The 16,212-nt window shown below is 46.1% G+C and carries 13 protein-coding genes; all 13 read right to left on the bottom strand.

Going from position 1 to position 16,212, the window contains the following annotated elements:
• Positions 1-82: 82 nt before the first annotated feature.
• The 13 genes from ACNFN4_RS15260 to bshC all read right to left on the bottom strand — a co-directional run bounded on the left by ACNFN4_RS15260 (position 83) and on the right by bshC (position 16,168).
• Complete coding sequence (locus ACNFN4_RS15260) at positions 83-871, bottom strand: cell division protein FtsQ/DivIB (protein WP_007409710.1); 789 nt, start codon at positions 869-871, stop codon at positions 83-85.
• 128 nt (positions 872-999) lie between these two features.
• Positions 1,000-1,911 (bottom strand): UDP-N-acetylmuramate dehydrogenase, encoded by a 912-nt coding sequence (gene murB / locus ACNFN4_RS15255; protein ID WP_015388267.1) that lies wholly within the window; start codon positions 1,909-1,911, stop codon positions 1,000-1,002.
• A 25-nt stretch (positions 1,912-1,936) separates the two neighbouring features.
• Positions 1,937-3,028 (bottom strand): undecaprenyldiphospho-muramoylpentapeptide beta-N-acetylglucosaminyltransferase, encoded by a 1,092-nt coding sequence (gene murG / locus ACNFN4_RS15250; RefSeq protein ID WP_022553377.1) that lies wholly within the window; start codon positions 3,026-3,028, stop codon positions 1,937-1,939.
• Positions 3,029-3,144: 116 nt separating this feature from the next.
• Positions 3,145-4,245, bottom strand: coding sequence for a stage V sporulation protein E (spoVE, locus tag ACNFN4_RS15245; protein WP_003154430.1), 1,101 nt, complete (start codon positions 4,243-4,245; stop codon positions 3,145-3,147).
• A 58-nt stretch (positions 4,246-4,303) separates the two neighbouring features.
• Positions 4,304-5,659 carry a UDP-N-acetylmuramoyl-L-alanine--D-glutamate ligase gene (murD, locus tag ACNFN4_RS15240; RefSeq protein WP_022553378.1) on the bottom strand — a complete coding sequence of 452 codons (1,356 nt, stop codon included), beginning with the start codon at positions 5,657-5,659 and terminating at the stop codon, positions 4,304-4,306.
• A complete protein-coding gene (gene mraY, locus ACNFN4_RS15235; RefSeq protein ID WP_007409707.1) occupies positions 5,660-6,634 on the bottom strand; it encodes a phospho-N-acetylmuramoyl-pentapeptide-transferase in 975 nt (324 codons plus the stop codon). It lies immediately after the preceding gene.
• A 107-nt stretch (positions 6,635-6,741) separates the two neighbouring features.
• Positions 6,742-8,214: a UDP-N-acetylmuramoyl-L-alanyl-D-glutamate--2,6-diaminopimelate ligase gene (locus ACNFN4_RS15230; RefSeq protein WP_022553379.1), complete on the bottom strand. Its 1,473-nt coding sequence runs from the start codon at positions 8,212-8,214 to the stop codon at positions 6,742-6,744.
• Between the two features lie 195 nt (positions 8,215-8,409).
• Positions 8,410-10,329 carry a stage V sporulation protein D gene (locus tag ACNFN4_RS15225; protein ID WP_003154438.1) on the bottom strand — a complete coding sequence of 640 codons (1,920 nt, stop codon included), beginning with the start codon at positions 10,327-10,329 and terminating at the stop codon, positions 8,410-8,412.
• 113 nt (positions 10,330-10,442) lie between these two features.
• Positions 10,443-12,587, bottom strand: a complete 2,145-nt coding sequence (gene pbpB / locus ACNFN4_RS15220; RefSeq protein WP_289357250.1) for a penicillin-binding protein 2B — start codon at positions 12,585-12,587, stop codon at positions 10,443-10,445.
• Positions 12,588-12,593: 6 nt separating this feature from the next.
• Complete coding sequence (ftsL, locus tag ACNFN4_RS15215) at positions 12,594-12,947, bottom strand: cell division protein FtsL (protein ID WP_003154442.1); 354 nt, start codon at positions 12,945-12,947, stop codon at positions 12,594-12,596.
• Positions 12,948-12,986: 39 nt separating this feature from the next.
• Positions 12,987-13,922, bottom strand: a complete 936-nt coding sequence (rsmH, locus tag ACNFN4_RS15210; RefSeq protein ID WP_448200286.1) for a 16S rRNA (cytosine(1402)-N(4))-methyltransferase RsmH — start codon at positions 13,920-13,922, stop codon at positions 12,987-12,989.
• Between the two features lie 69 nt (positions 13,923-13,991).
• Positions 13,992-14,423, bottom strand: a complete 432-nt coding sequence (gene mraZ / locus ACNFN4_RS15205; protein ID WP_003154445.1) for a division/cell wall cluster transcriptional repressor MraZ — start codon at positions 14,421-14,423, stop codon at positions 13,992-13,994.
• 125 nt (positions 14,424-14,548) lie between these two features.
• Positions 14,549-16,168 (bottom strand): bacillithiol biosynthesis cysteine-adding enzyme BshC, encoded by a 1,620-nt coding sequence (gene bshC / locus ACNFN4_RS15200; RefSeq protein ID WP_232489723.1) that lies wholly within the window; start codon positions 16,166-16,168, stop codon positions 14,549-14,551.
• Between the last annotated feature and the right edge of the window lie 44 nt (positions 16,169-16,212).

The following is a 16,212-nucleotide window of genomic DNA, read 5'->3' as shown; positions in this document are numbered from 1 at the left end:
ATTCCGCTATCGGTTATATCGGCTGCCCCGCTGATTGTAATAGATTCTTTTGAATCACCTTTAAATTAGTTCTTTAGAACTATTAATCATTTTCTTTTTTCTTGCCGGATTTACCTTTGTTAAATTCTTCAAAATACGTAGCGACTTCTAAGTGGATAATCCCCTTTTTCCCGCCGTCCAGCTGGGAAACGATAGAAGGATAGGTCTTCATCCGGCCGGCAAACGTTTTAATAGAAGCGGTAACTACATACCCGTCGTTCATATACAGCTTGATCCGGTCCTGATCCATTTTTACCGGTGTATAATAGATTTCAGAAATCGACTGCTTTAGCGAACCGGAAAGCTTATCAAGCTGCTCCGCCATTTTGACCCGCTTTTTCGCGTTTGTCCAGTCAACCAAAATCGGGCCCGCGTCATCCGGTGTGACTTCGTTCGGCAGCACAGTGCCGTTTTCGAGCACTTCATAATACACATCATGTCGCTGCAGATACGCGATCGTCTTGTATTCTTCAATGTGAATGCTGACTTTGTTAGGAAATACTTTTGAAAGTTCCGCCTTTTTCACCAGCTTATTCTGCTCAATCTTTTCTTCTGTTTGTTTCTTGTTCAGACTCCAGAACTCGGTTTGTCCGTTATGTATATCAGAAAGCGCGTTGATCTCTTTTACAGAAACGTTTTCGTTTCCGGAAACGGTGACAGAAGACACTTTGCTGATCGGCATCTGCAAGTACACGATGATCAGCACCATCATAAAAAAGAGCACAATGAATGAAATCAGCCGGCGGTTTGCTTTTTGTTTCCGCTGCTCTTTGATTTTCGGAATCCGCTCTTCAATATTTACGATTTTTTCTCTTTCATGATTTGGGTTCACTGCCTGTCCACCTCACTAAGAATGAAACAGCTTGACATTCGTCTGATTGAAAAACAAACGGCATGCTGTGATGCCGTTTGACATTTGTTAAAAGTATATCACATGAGCTCATGTAATCAGAGAACCTTTTAACGATTCCCTCCGATGATTTCAACTTCTGTATGCATGTCAACATCATACTGCTCACGGATTGTCTTTTTCACATACTCAATCAGGTCTAGAACGTCCTTGGCAGTCGCTCCGCCGGCATTGACGATAAAATTCCCGTGCATTTCGGATACTTTCGCTCCGCCGATCTGATGTCCTTTTAATCCCGCTTTTTCAACGAGGTTTCCGGCATGATTCGGCAGCGGATTTCTGAATATGCTTCCGGCGCAGGGGCTTGAATACGGCTGAGTATTTTTTCTGTAATCTTTGTTCTGCTGCATTTGCGCCGTAATGGCTTCCCGTTCCTTCTGCTCAAGCTGAAGAACTGCCTCGAGACAGACGCCGGGGCGTTTTTTCTGCAAAACAGACGTTCTGTAGCTGAAATCCATCTCTTCGTTTGTCAGCCATTCGATTGTGCCGTCTTCAAATAAGATACGGGCTTTCACAAGAATCTCACTCATATCAGATCCGTGCGCCCCGGCATTCATATAGACGGCTCCGCCGATTGATCCGGGAATGCCCGCTGCAAATTCGAGACCGGACATTCCTTTTTTACTCATGGAAGTCGCAAGCCGGACGACCGAATAGCCGCCTCCGACCGTCACTTGATCACCGTCAATCTCCAAATGATCCAGACCCGCGCCCAGTTTGATGACAACTCCTCTTATGCCTTCATCAAGCACGAGCAGATTTGAACCGCGGCCGATAACCGTCCATGGCAGATCATGTTTCTTCACAATATCCATAATATCTTTGACCGCTTCCACACGGTTGGGGATGATCAAAATGTCCGCCGGACCGCCGATTTTCATCGTTGTATGGTTCGCGAGCGGTTCTTGTTCCAGCACTTTGCCGACTTCGCGGTCTCTTAATTCCTGAATTACGTTCTCCATCATAAACCTCCGCATTCCATTTGCTCTATTTTTTTATGTCTTTCATGATACTGTACAGTCTGGCTGCCGCATCCGGAACACCGAGTGATTTTGTCCGCTCACTCATGTCCTTTAAGGTTTCTTCATTCATGACGATTTTGTCCAGCGCAGCGATCAGTTTTTCTCCGCTGAGCTCGGTTTCCTTCAGTACGATTGCAGCGTCATGCTGGCTGAGCGCCTTCGCATTGACTTCCTGGTGATTGGCTGTCACATACGGGCTCGGAATAAGCACGCTCGGAATGCCGAGAGCGGTGATCTCCGCAATCGTCGTCGCTCCGGCTCTTGCCACAATGACATCAATTGATTGTAAGTACTCCGGCATTTGGTGCAAAAACGGTTTTGTCACCATATTATCAGCGGCTTTTCCGCCTTTCAGCTCAGCCGTTACCTTCTCGTAATGCACTTCCCCGGTAATATAAAGGACTTGGTAAGGTCTCGTTTTCAATTCTTCCTGCATATCTATAACGGCACGGTTAATGGGAGCCGCGCCTCTGCTTCCGCCGAAAATGAGCACCGTTTTTTGATTGTCTTTCAGCCCGAACTCAGTTAATGAGCGGCCTGTCTTAATTGAGACGACTTCAGAGGCTCTCGGGTTTCCCGTAAACACAACTTTTTCAGCAGGAAAATGCGATTTTGCCTCTTCAAAGCAAATTGCCACCTTATTAACATATTTCGAGAGAAACTTATTTGTGATGCCGGGCAGGCTGTTTTGCTCATGAATGATCGTCGGAATCCCCATTTTTGCCGCCGCGTATACAACCGGACCGCATACATAGCCGCCTGTACCGATAACGGCATCCGGTTTAAACTCTTTTAAATATGATTTGCTTTTCGTCACGCCTTTTAAGAAACGCATGACGGTTTTTACATTTTCAAAAGAAAGTTTTCGTTTGAAACCTGTAATTTCAATGGCGCGAAACGGAATATTTTCCCGTTCAACAATTTTTTTCTCAAGACCGTTCTCTGTTCCGATATACAAAAATTCCACATCCGGATGCCGGCGCTGAACTTCTTTAATAAAGGCCAGGGCCGGATAAATATGTCCTCCGGTTCCGCCTCCGCTTACTGCAATACGCATTCGTATGTCCCCCTTAATCACATAGCGATAACCCTGTTTTTTAGGACAGGGTTATTGATGTTGTCTGTTTTTTTATAGATAACGAATAAATCATGAGTGATGAGGCAAGATACAGATCAATACCTCGAGTACCGGCTGACATTTAAAAGCACGCCGACCGCTGCGAGCATCAGCGTCAGTGATGAGCCTCCGTAGCTTAAAAACGGCAGCGTAATTCCTGTTACCGGGATCAGCCCCGTCACAACGCCGATATTAATCATGACTTGAATAGCTATCATAGAAATAATACCGATGGCGACAAAGCTTCCGTATAAATCCGGCGCGCCGAGGGCAATCCTGACGCCCCGCCATAATAAAATACTGAACAGCAGCAATATGAGCGAACCGCCGATAAAGCCGAGTTCCTCAGATAAAATAGCAAAAATGAAATCGGTTTGCGGCTCCGGCAGGTAAAAAAACTTTTGCCTGCTTTGGCCGAGCCCCATCCCGAACAGACCGCCCGGACCTACGGCATAGAGCGACTGAATGATCTGAAATCCGCTTCCAAGCGGATCCTCCCACGGGTTTAAGTAAGAGGTAATCCGTTTAATCCGATAAGGAGCGGACAGAACTAGCGCCGCAAATCCGCTTAAACCGATGAGTCCGAGAAACGCGAAATGAGCGATTCGCGCACCGGAAACAAAAATCATCACGATGCACGTGCCCACCATTACCGTCCCCGTTCCCAGGTCGGGCTGGCACATAATAATAATAAATGCAGAAAACACGATTCCGAGCGCGGGAACGAATCCGCGTCTGAATGACGTAATATTCTTCTGTTTTTCAGAAAGAAATTTAGCCAGAAACGCGATCATCGCGAGTTTCATAAACTCCGAAGGCTGAATGCTGAACGCTCCCACTCCGATCCAGCTTCTTGAACCGTTCCGCACCATTCCGACTCCCGGAATCAGCACAAGCACAAGCAGAAAAAAACAAATGATCAGAAGCAGCTTCGACCATGTACGCCATGTCCAATAATCCACATTCATAATGAAAAACATGGCAATGACGCCGATCCCCGCAAACAGCAGCTGCCGTTTCGCGAAGAAAAACGAGTCGTCAAATTTATAATCCGCCCATACCGCACTTGCACTGTAGACCATAATTAATCCTATTGTTAAAAGCAATAACGTAATGATAACTAATAACAAATCAGGCGCTGTTTTTTTAGTAGTCAAAGCAATCGACACCCCAAGCATAAGTCATTTAGGGCTGCCGATGAACAGAGACAAGCCCTTACTTAAGCATATGCACGGCATCTATAAACATGTCACCGCGTTCTTCAAATGTTTTGAACTGATCCCAGCTTGCACACGCGGGTGACAAAAGGATGACGTCTCCTTCATTTGAGAGCGCAAACGCCGCAGATACTGCTTGTTCAACATTATCGACACGTTTGACATGTTGTATTCCCAGCTCATTGCCCAGTTTTTCTATCTTCGGCGCTGTCTGTCCGAACGTCAGGACCGCTTTGACATTGTCCATATACGGTTTCAGGTCGTCAAAACCGTTGCCGCGGTCCAGTCCGCCTGCAAGCAGAATAACCGGTGCTTTGAACGCGGAGAGCGCTTTGCTTGTGGCCAAAATATTCGTCGCTTTGCTGTCATTATAAAATTTACGATTCTGGATCGCAGTTACATACTGCAGACGGTGTTTGACACCGGTAAAGCTTGTCAGCACCTTCTGAATCGCTTTATTAGATGCGCCCGCCGTTTTTGCCGCGGCTACAGCGGCTAAAATATTTTCTAAATTGTGCGCGCCCGGCAGTACGATGTCATCAACAGGCAGAATCGCTTCATCACCGAACATCAGCATTCCGTCTTTAATGAATGCGCCGCTTGACAGTTCCTGGTGAACTGAAAACGGAACGGTGCCGGCTTTTCCGCTTTCGGCAAGCCGCACGACTGTTTCATCGCTTTGATTCACGATGGCCGTATCACTCTCAAGCTGATGAAGATACACGTTCTGCTTGGCTTTTTCATAGTTTTCACGGCTGTGATGGTAATCCAAATGAGCGTCGAACACATTTAAAATCAGGCCGATTTCAGGTCTGAACGCATGAGTCCCCATAAGCTGGAACGAAGAAAGCTCTGTGACGATCCATTCATCACCGTCAGCATGATAAGCCACTTCACTGGCGACAGTGCCGATATTCCCTGCGATCAGCGCCTTTATCGAGTCAGCTTTCAGCATTTCATAAATCAGGGTCGTCGTTGTTGTTTTCCCGTTTGAACCTGTAATGCCGATGAATTTTGCATTGGTGATATAATACGCAAGCTCGATTTCCGTCCAGACCGGGATGCCTCTTCTTTGCGCTTCCTCCACCATGATATTTTCATACGGGATTCCGGGATTTTTGATCAGAATGGTGATGTGATGCTGATCAAAAAGTGACGTCGGATGCTCACCGCAGATGACCTCAATTCCTCTTTCTGAAAGCCTTTGGGCAGGTTCGTTCTCTTCAAAGGCTTTTTGATCATTCACGACGACGTTAACGCCTTTTTCATGAAGAATCGACGCAGCCGCATATCCGCTTTTCGCCAGTCCGAGGACCAGAAAGTTTTGTTTTTGCAAAAAAAGTTCGTTTTCCACTTATAACCACACCTCGATGTAAATTCCTAAAACGGCAAGCAGCAGTCCCGCAGTCCAGAATGTGACGACAACTCTCCATTCAGACCATCCGACCAATTCGTAATGGTGGTGAAGCGGACTCATCTTAAAGATTCGTTTTCCTGTCGTTTTAAAGCTGATGACTTGTAAGATAACAGATAAGGTCTCAATAACAAATACTCCGCCGATAATGACGAGCAGAATTTCAAGCTTCGTCAGAATGGCAACGGTCACGATCGCTCCTCCGAGCGCAAGCGAACCGGTATCCCCCATAAATACCTTGGCGGGATGGGCGTTGAATACAAGAAAACCGAGAACGGCGCCGACAACGGCAACCGAGAAAATCGCAACGTCATATTGTGACTGGTTCCACGCAAGGATGGCGAAAGCGCCGAATGCGATAGCCGCGGTACCGGACAAGAGACCGTCCAGACCGTCTGTCAGGTTGACGGCATTTGAACCTCCGACAAGCATAAAGAGAACGAGGATAAAGTATCCCCAGCCGAGATCGATTGACAGATGTGTGCCCGGCACCCTGATACCGGTTGAAAAATGGCAATAATGATATACTCCGTAAAATACAATGGCAATAATGATCTGGCCGATCAATTTCTGCTTCGACGTCAATCCGAGATTCCGTTTCATTACTACTTTAATATAGTCATCCAGAAAGCCGAGCAGGCCGTATCCGATCGTGACAAACAGCAGAAGAAACATTTCCGCGCTCAGATGCGAAAATTTCTGCGTCATGACAATCGCCGTAATGGCGATGGATACAATAATCATGACCCCGCCCATCGTCGGCGTCCCTGATTTTTTCATATGTGATTTCGGCCCCTCTTCCCTGATACTTTGGCCGAATTTTAAACGTCTTAAAAACGGGATAAGAATCGGAGATATCAGAACACTGATTAAAAATCCCATTATTATTGTAAATAAAATCACTTGCTCAAGCATTGCTCTTTTCTCCTCCCGTTTCGTTCAAACGACATACGTATTTATCATATTCACATTGTGTCCCCGTAATTCTTTTCATTTCCCTCATTCTAACACTCTTTCCTGTTTTACTTTTTATTCAGCTCAACAATAGCTCTACCCGCTACTTCGGCGTCATCAAAGTCGAATGTTTCATTGCCGATCTGCTGATAGGTTTCATGCCCTTTCCCGGCAATCAGAACCACATCTCCCTTTTTCGCGTTGGCAATGGCAAAAAAGATAGCCTGCTCGCGGTTTGCGATACTGTGATAGTAGGTGCCTTCTACCCCTCTTTCCATATCTCTTAATATGGCCAGCGGGTCCTCGCTTCTCGGGTTATCTGAAGTAAAAATCGGTTCGTCGGCAATCCGCACCGCAATTTCCGCCATTTTCGGGCGTTTCGTTTTGTCCCGGTCTCCGCCGCATCCGACGACGACGAAAAGCTTGCCCTCTGTCATGTCTTTACATGTATTCAGAACGTTTTCCAGACTGTCAGGCGTGTGCGCGTAATCGACGATCACAGGAAACGGCTGATTATGATTCACCAGTTCAAACCGGCCTCTGACACCTTGCAGCTCTTCAAGAGCGCATGTGATCGTATCAAACGGCAGACCCGCTGCGATCGCTGTCGCCGCTGCAGCCAGTACGTTATACACGTTGAAGCGGCCGACGAGTGAAACCGTGATCTGCTTTGTTCCTTTTGGCGTAACGAGTTCAAAGCTTGTGCCTTGCGCAGAGATCTCGATTTGTTTCGCCATGACATCGGCATCGTTCTCGATTCCGTATGTAAGGATGTGCGCCGCCGTCACTTTTTCAAAATAAGCACTGGCTTTGTCATCTGCGTTTAAAACGGCCCGCTTCGGCTTTTCATGGTTAAAGGAGCCGCCCAGCTGGGAAAACAGGAGGCTTTTAGCCTGTCTGTAGTCTTCCATCGTCTTGTGATAGTCTAAATGGTCCTGCGTCAGGTTCGTGAATACGGCGATATCATAATCGCAGCCGTGAACCCTGCCGAGTGACAGAGCGTGAGAAGACACTTCCATAATAGCTGTGTCAACATGCTCATCATTCATTTTCTTGAACGTTTTTTGCAGTGTGACGCTTTCGGGCGTTGTATTTTTGACCGGGAATGTCTCATCCCCGATTTTAATGTACATCGTTCCGATTAAACCGGTCTGCCTTCCCGCTTTTTTGAAAATCTCATCAACCATGTGCGTCGTTGATGTTTTGCCGTTTGTGCCGGTGATGCCGATAAGCTGAAGCTGCTTTGTCGGCTGCCCGTAAAACGCGTCAGAAAGAACGCTGAGCGCCCGCTGTGACCGGCGGACGATAATGACAGGAACATCGACGTCAAGCTCTTTCTCGGCAACGATGGCCGCTGCGCCGTTTTCTGCGGCTTTTTGGGCGAAATCATGTCCGTCTACCGTATACCCTTTTATACATACAAAAAGACTCCCTTTTCTCACTTCCCTGGAGTCCATCTCAATTGAAGTTATGTCAGGGTCATGAAAGTCATTTTGAACAGGTTCGGCCATTAAATATGTAAGCAGCTTTGTAAGTTTCATTGTATCAAACCTCTCAGAAATTCTATTCATTCTTTTATCATGATAACCGTTTATAAAAGTCAGAATGGCTTTTAAACATACAGTTCATATTTTAGCGTAAATAAAAGGATACATCCAGTTAATCTTAAAAGTTATCTTCTTTTTTTCTCTTTATGATAAGAGGCAGCCGAAAACAATCGGCTGCCTCAAAAAGACTCATTCTTCACTCAAGTAAACACGGATCTTTGAGCCTTCTTTTACTTTCGTTCCGGCTGCAGGTGATTGTTTCACAATTTTGCTTCCTTTTCCTGAGGAGTCTATATTCAAATTGACAAGCAGCGACTCAAGATCAGAGACAGACATCCCTACAACATTCGGAACCTCTATTGTTTTTGTGTCGTTCCATTGATATTTTTTCTCGATTTGATTTTTTCGCGGTTTGACGCCGAGCTCAGGCAGACTGTCTCTCATCATATTTCCGACAATCGGCGCGGCGACGGTTCCCCCGAATTGAATCGTACCTTTCGGATTATCAACCGCGACATATACGACAAGGCTCGGGTCATCAGCCGGCGCAAAACCGATAAAGGAGACGATATGGTTGTTTTCGAGATATTTGCCGTCTTTAACCTTTTGTGCGGTACCTGTTTTTCCGCCGACGCGATATCCTTCCACAAAGGCATTCCGCCCCGTTCCCTGAGCGACGACGCTTTCTAAAGCATATCTGATCTGCTTTGACGTTTCCTGGGAAATAACTTGCCTTTTCGCAATCGGCGATTGTTTCTTAACGGTTTTTTTCGTAACGGGATCAACCCACTCTTTGGCGATAAACGGAGTATAAAGCGTTCCGCCGTTTATTGCTGCGGAAACGGCTGCCACCTGCTGAATCGGCGTGACGGAAACCCCTTGTCCGAAAGCGGTTGTCGCCTGTTCGACCGGTCCGACTCTGTCAAGCGGGAATAAGATCCCCGTTCCTTCCCCTTGCAGATCAATGCCTGTTTTCTTTCCAAAGCCGAAATCCTTAATATATTGAAACAGCTTTTGTTTTCCGAGCCGTTCCCCCAGCTGTACAAACCCGGGGTTGCAGGAATTTTGAACGACTTCAAGATAAGATTGCGAACCGTGGCCGCCCTTTTTCCAGCATCGGAGGCGGGCGCCGTCGACCTCGGCAAATCCTTTGTCATAAAAATGGTCTCTTTGCAAGTTTACTTTTTGCTCTTGGAGAGCCGCCGCAAGCGTAATAATCTTAAAGGTCGAACCCGGTTCATATGTGCTCCATACCGGCAGGTTCCGGTTGTAAACGGACGGATCCACCGATTGATAGTCAGCCGGATCAAAATCAGGACGGCTTGACATGCCAAGCACTTCCCCGTTTTTCGGATTCATTGCGACCGCAATCATTCCGTCCGGGTTATATTTCGCCGCTGCATTGTCGAGCTCCCTTTCTATAATCGTCTGAACCTTGGCATCAATCGTCAATTTCATATCAAGTCCGTCTTTCGGAGGGGTGTAATCATCCGCTTCATCAGGCATTTTCTTCCCCTTGGCATCCGTATAAAATTTCACAGATCCCTTGACACCTTTTAAGTCATCATCATAATAAGCCTCCAATCCGAGAAGGCCCTGGTTATCAATACCGGCAAAACCGAGAACATGAGACAAAAAGCTTCCGTACGGATAATGGCGGATGCTGTCTTCAGCCACATAAACCCCTTTTAAGTCTAGCGCTTTGATTTCTTTCGCTTTTTTATTGGAAATTTTCCGCCCCTCGGGTGAGATTTTTTCTATGGAGGTTTTCTTAGTAATGTGTTTGTAGACCTTCTCTTCCGACATATTTAAAACTGACGCGAGAAGCTTGCCCGTTTTTATGGGATTTTGGATCTGGCGCGGTACGACAAAGACGGTCGGCGCGCTTTTATTAGTAGCCAGCTTCACGCCGTTTCGGTCAAGAATCTCTCCCCGCTCAGGCTCAAACGGCAAATTCCGGCTCCAGGAATCCTTAGCCAGTGAAGTCAGCTTTTCTCCCATCACAAATTGGACATAGCCTAATCTGCTGTCAATGATCAAAAAAATGATTACGCCAAAAAGCAAAACCAGTAATAAACGTTTTCGAACCGTTACATTTGAAACGCGCAAGGGACCGTCCACTCCTTATTTAGGCTTGTTTCAATTTATGCCTCAGCTTGGACACATAGAACGGCGGCGCATAAAAAAGAAGCCCGCGGGCATCCGCGGACTTCTCTGTCCCGTTAATCAGGATTTTTAAATTTCACCTTGATCACGGTATTTTCTTTCAGTTCTTTGCCTTTTTTCACACTTTGGCTTGAAGCGTAACCTTCACCGCTCACATCAATGTGAATGCCTGATACTTTGCTGAATTGAAGCACTTCCCGTCTCGACCATCCGGACATATCCGGCATCGTCATCTTTCCGTCTGTTTTTAAGAAGATTTTCTGATTGGTGATCACATCTTCTCCAGCTGTCGGATACTGCTCTTTTACGGCAACATCGCTGCCGATGACAATCGGTGTGAGATGTTCATTTTTCGCTTCCTTCTCAGCGCTCGTGACCGTCTTATCTGTCAGGTCAGGCATCTTTTGGCTTTTCGTTTCTTCCTGACCGGAATCTGTTTTTTCCGTCGGTTCGATATTCAGGTAGTGGAGGCTGTTTTTCATCGTCGGGTTAAAGATTTCCGCGACGGGATCAGAGCTGCTTTGACCCGCTTTTAATTGCGGCTGCTGCACGGCTACATAGATGACGAGCTTAGGATCATTTTTCGGCGCCATGCCCATGAATGAAAACACATAGTTGCTCGTTCCCTTTAAATATCCGCCCGTCCCGGCGATTTGCGCGGTTCCCGTTTTACCCGCGACGTCAAATCCTTCAATTTTATAAGGTTTTCCCGTTCCGATGTCTGACGTCACGACTTCTCCGAGCAGGTTCCGGACTTTTTTCGCCGTATCGGCTGAAATCGGCGTGCCTACTTGCTCTGGTTTTGTCTGCTTGACGACTTTTTTCGTATCGGGGTCGACAATATGATCAATGACGTAAGGTTTCATCATTTTGCCGTTATTGGCAATCGCCGTGACGGCCTGAAGCTGCTGGATCGGCGTTATCGCCGATGCTTGGCCGTAAGCCGTAGACGCTTTGTCAAAATCATATTTGTAGTTAATTTTACTTGATACTTCACCGGGCAGATCAATCCCTGTTTTTTGATAGAGCCCGAATTTGTGCAGGTACTCATTAAACCGGTCAAACCCCAGTTTTTCGTTGGCCAGTTTGGCGAAAGCAACATTGGATGACCTCATGAGGCCGTCACGGAAGCTTGTCATACCCCATCCGGCGCCATCGTTCCAATCTTTAACAGGCCCGCCTCCCACTTTATATGTTCCTGATTTATATTTCTCGTTTGCGGAAAACACATTTTCCTGAATCGCCGCGGCAAGCGTAAAGATCTTCATCGTTGAACCCGGTTCATACGCGTACGACACTAAGTCGTTGTAATAATTGGTGACGTTTCTGATATTCGGGTCGAAACTCGGACGCTGCCCCATCGCAAGCACTTTGCCTGTTTTCGGTTCTACGACAGCCGCCATAATTTTTTTCGGTTTATATTTTTCCGCTACTTTCGTCATGCTGTCTTCTAAAAAGGTTTGAATTTTCTGATCAATGGTTAAATATACATTGTCACCGTTTTTAGGTGCGGTGATTTTTTCTTTGCTGTTCGGAAGTTTCCAGCCGGATTTATCACTTTCGTAAGTGACAGATCCGTCGCGTTCCGTCAGATAGTTGTTCAGTATTTTTTCAAGCCCTAAAGAGCCCTGTATCTCGTTTGTTTTTTCATTCACATCGGCATAGCCGAGAACATTTGACAAAAATATGCCGTTCGGATAGTAGCGCTTCGTATCTCTTAAGAAAGAAATACCCGGAAGATTCATTTTTTCGATCTTTTGTTTTTTCGCATAAGAGATATCGCGGCCGGCTGAACCGAATTCCACCTGCTTCGCGCCATCCCTGTTTAAGATGTCCAGAATCTCGCTTTTATCAAGATTGATAACGGTCGCCAGTTTTTCCGCCGTTTTCTCTTTGTCTTTGACATGCTGAGGATGCTTCTTGTCGGTCGTCATCTTTTTATCAAGCACGGCAATGAGCTTATATGTCGCCGTGTCCTCTGCAAGCACTTTGCCGTTCCGGTCAAGAATAGAGCCGCGGCTCGCTTCTATCGTCCGCTTTTTTTCGTGCTGCTCGGTCGCTTTTGTTGCAAGTTCTACACCGTTTGCTTTACCGGTTAATTGAATGTACGCCATTCTCCCGAGAATGACAAAGAAAAAGAGAGCGAAACAAATACTGAGTATCGCTGCTCCTCTGTTCATAAACTTATTTTTTTTCGGCATGGGTTATCATTCCTGTATGTTTTTCACTTTTTTATCTTTCAGATTCAAACCGTGCTTTTTGGCGATATCCATCAGGCGCTGCGGCTGGCTTAAGTCAGCAGCCGTCTTTTCGAGATCACCGATCTGCTTATTCTTCTCAGATACTTTCTCCTCCAGTTTTTGCACCTCAATATTGGATTGGTACGCCGCGTATGCCTTTGATACGATAAACATTGATGTGGAGAGAACGGCAATGGCAAACAGGACGAGCAGCACCTTTTCCCCGAGTGTAATGGAAGCCCTTTTTTTGACAATCACCTTTTTTTCGGGACTTATCACTGGCCGTTGTTGTTTTTCCTGCTGGTAAGCTAAGTTGCTCATAGGCTGATGACCTCCTTTAATGTTGTCATTTGCTGCCCGTTATTTTCGTTTCTCCGCAATGCGGAGCTTCGCTGACCGGGCGCGGTTATTTTCTTCAAGCTCCTCTTTTGATGCCGTAATGGGCTTTCTCGTAATCAGTTTTAATTCCGGTTCAAATTCTTCCGGTATCACGGGAAGACCCGGAGGCAGTTCGGGAAGTGATGATTTTTCCTTGAATGTCGTCTTGCACATTCTGTCTTCCAGCGAGTGAAAAGTGATCACAGACACCCTTCCGCCCGGCTTCAGCACCTCTATCGCTTGCAAGAGGGCCTCTTCAAATACTTGAAGCTCGTCGTTTACGGCGATTCGAATGGCTTGGAATACACGTTTGGCCGGATGACCTCCGCTTCTTCTCGCCGGAGCAGGTATCGCGTCCTTTATTAGATCGACCAGTTGGTCGGTTGTTTGAATAGGCGATTTTTCTCTAGCCTCTTCAATTTTTCGGGCGATCTGCTTGCTGAATTTTTCTTCTCCGTATTTAAAGAAAATCCTCACAAGGTCCTCATACCGCCATTCATTTACGACTTCTTTCGCCGTAAGGGCGGCCGACTGGTCCATCCTCATGTCCAGCGGTGCGTCATGATGATAGCTGAATCCCCGTTCCGGTGTATCAAGCTGCGGAGAGGATACTCCTAAATCAAATAAAATTCCGTCGACACTCGTAATGCCGTGTTCATGTAAACACTCTTTTAAATAACGAAAGTTGCTTTTCACCAGAATAAGCTGTCCTTTGTATTCGGACAATGTTTTCTTTGCGTTTTCAAGTGCTGTGTCATCTTGGTCAAAGGCGATCAAGCGTCCTTTTTCCGATAATTGCTGCAATAAATATGTACTGTGCCCGGCGCCGCCAAGGGTGCAGTCCACATAGGTTCCGTCCGGTTTGATATTTAAACCGTCGACGGTTTCACGAAGAAGTACTGTCTTATGCTGAAACATTTGTGTCGGTCCCACCTTTATAAGGAATGAATTGAATTGTCAGTTGTTGTTGTGATGCACGAAGATCCATTATATATCAAATCCAATCATGTTTTCAGCAATTTCAGCGAATGAATCTTCTTGCTCTTCTGTGTATTGTTCCCATATTACCTTACTCCACAATTCAATTCGATTGGAAACCCCGATGACAACACATTCTTTTTCCAGTTTTGCGTAATTCAGAAGAGATGACGCAATATTAACCCTTCCCTGCTTGTCCAGTTCGCATTCGGTCGCACCGGAAAAAAAGAATCGGGTAAATGCGCGGGCGTCTTTTTTGGTGAGCGGCAGAGCCTTCAGCTTTTCTTCAATCAGCTTCCATTCATTCATCGGATAGCCGAAAAGGCATTGGTCCAGTCCTCTGGTCAGCACAAACTGCTCACCGAGGCCTTCTCTGAATTTTGCGGGTACGATCATGCGGCCCTTTGCATCAATTGTATGCCGGTATTCACCCATAAACATGATAAGGACCCCCACTTTCTCCCCTAAACTCACCACTATCCGCCACTTCTCTCCACAACCTCATTTTACACTGTTTACACATAAAAAAAAACCCTGAACTATTCAGGGTTCTTTAAAACTTTATTTCAAAGTTTGACAATCTGATGTTGGTTTTGAAAAGAAAATGGCAGATGTTTGAAGGTTGTGAAGAATTTTGGACCGTAGCGGTTCAGATAATACATCACATTCCAAATCCGTTCCTGCGGAGCGCCGAGCGGTCTGATGCTGTTTTGGATTCTTTCATAGTCACGCAGCACAAAGCCTTCTTTTTCTTCAATTCTTTTCGTTACCGTCCGTTCTAAAAACAAGAGCTGATCTTGAATGAAAGCGGCATTCTTCTGTAAGAGCGGCTCAAGGCTTGAATCGACCTTCAGCGCTTCGTCCCTTGCGCTTTTATGGACAGCTTCAATCTGAGACTTCGCCTGCTCCATTACAGAAGAAAACTCTTCCGGAATCTGCTCTTCAAAATAATTGTCTTTCAGGTGTCCGGTGCCGTGTTCGATCGCTTCCTGAAGCGGGATATTCCGTTCTGAAAGCTTCTTTTCAATATGGCGCTCAAGAATCGTAATGTTCAGTCTCGGCACTACCGGCGTCATGCGAAAGCCCATTAATGAGAAAGCCTGCTTCAGCTCACCCCAATAATTGATCTCCCCCGGTCCCGCGATAAACGCCAGAGTCGGGATGAGAAACTCCTGCATAAGCGGCCTTGTCACAACGTTATTGCTGAAACATTCCGGTTTTTCTTCCATATGGGAATGAAGCTCGTCGTTCGTCCACTTCAGGTCAAGCTCCTTAATGACAAAAACGCCGTTTTCTTTTTCAATTAAGAAACGCTCTCCCTCATGTTCGTAAAACAGATTGGCCTGATCTTTGTCCGATTCAATAATCGGTTGATAACCGGCTTCCCGCATAAAACGCTGCTGGTCTGAAACGGCTTTGGCAAGCTCATGATTGTGTTTTAAAATCTGCTGAAACATACCCGTTTCGAGCTTTTTAATCCCCGGATCTCCCGAATTCATCAGAATAAGGCCTTCTTCTTGAAACAAGTCGGCGATCAACAGCTCAAAAAAGTCCGTGAATGTCTCTGATGAGCGTAAACATCGCTTCACGTTTTGAAGGAGTGTGTTTGTGTGATCCGTTTCCTCAAAAGCAGCGAACACTTCATCAATCCAAGCCGCGCATTTTTCCTGATCAAGCTCGGTTTTAGCCGCCGATGTTTTTTTCCAGTACGACTGCGGCAGTTTCTGTTTCACCGGACCTTTATTCTCTGTTGACGTATGCACAAAATTGATTTCTTCCAGATCGTGATCTTCACCCGCCACCCAGAAAATCGGAACGACAGGAATCTGTAACGCCTCTTCCTGCTGTCTGGCAAGTACGATAATGGAGATAATTTTATGTATGGTGTAAAGAGGCCCCGTTAAAAGACCGGCCTGCTGGCCGCCTACAACCGCTGCGCTTTTTGGATCTCTCAGTTTTTCGATGGAGGCCTGCATGGCGGCGGAGTGAAATTTTTCGTGATAGGAGGATAAATAATCCGCTAATTCCTCTCTGGCAAACGGCCGCGAAGACAAGTCATGGAGCCGCTTTTGCCATACGTCCTCTGAATGAATATCATAATCAAAAAATGAAGACATGTTTTCTCCATCTATATAGTGCTGCACAAACTTATTTTGACTTTTGATGGAAAGTTCAGTTAGCTGCATCTGTCTGGAACTTCCTTTCTCCAATAAATAGTTAGGTTTCCGAA

Source organism: Bacillus sp. N1(2025) (genome assembly GCF_053470005.1).
Note: the sequence above shows the minus strand (reverse complement) of the source record. Positions and strands in the feature narration are given on the sequence as shown.

Excerpts from the sequence above, each read along its gene's own strand:
- mraZ (WP_003154445.1), bottom strand. The coding sequence starts at position 14,423 with ATGTTTATGGGTGAATACCGGCATACAATTGATGCAAAGGGCCGCATG.
- ACNFN4_RS15230 (WP_022553379.1), bottom strand. The coding sequence starts at position 8,214 with ATGAAACTTACAAAGCTGCTTACATATTTAATGGCCGAACCTGTTCAA.
- bshC (WP_232489723.1), bottom strand. The coding sequence starts at position 16,168 with ATGCAGCTAACTGAACTTTCCATCAAAAGTCAAAATAAGTTTGTGCAG.
- pbpB (WP_289357250.1), bottom strand. The coding sequence starts at position 12,587 with ATGCCGAAAAAAAATAAGTTTATGAACAGAGGAGCAGCGATACTCAGT.
- rsmH (WP_448200286.1), bottom strand. The coding sequence starts at position 13,922 with ATGTTTCAGCATAAGACAGTACTTCTTCGTGAAACCGTCGACGGTTTA.
- mraY (WP_007409707.1), bottom strand. The coding sequence starts at position 6,634 with ATGCTTGAGCAAGTGATTTTATTTACAATAATAATGGGATTTTTAATC.
- ftsL (WP_003154442.1), bottom strand. The coding sequence starts at position 12,947 with ATGAGCAACTTAGCTTACCAGCAGGAAAAACAACAACGGCCAGTGATA.
- murB (WP_015388267.1), bottom strand. The coding sequence starts at position 1,911 with ATGGAGAACGTAATTCAGGAATTAAGAGACCGCGAAGTCGGCAAAGTG.
- murG (WP_022553377.1), bottom strand. The coding sequence starts at position 3,028 with ATGCGTATTGCAGTAAGCGGAGGCGGAACCGGAGGACATATTTATCCG.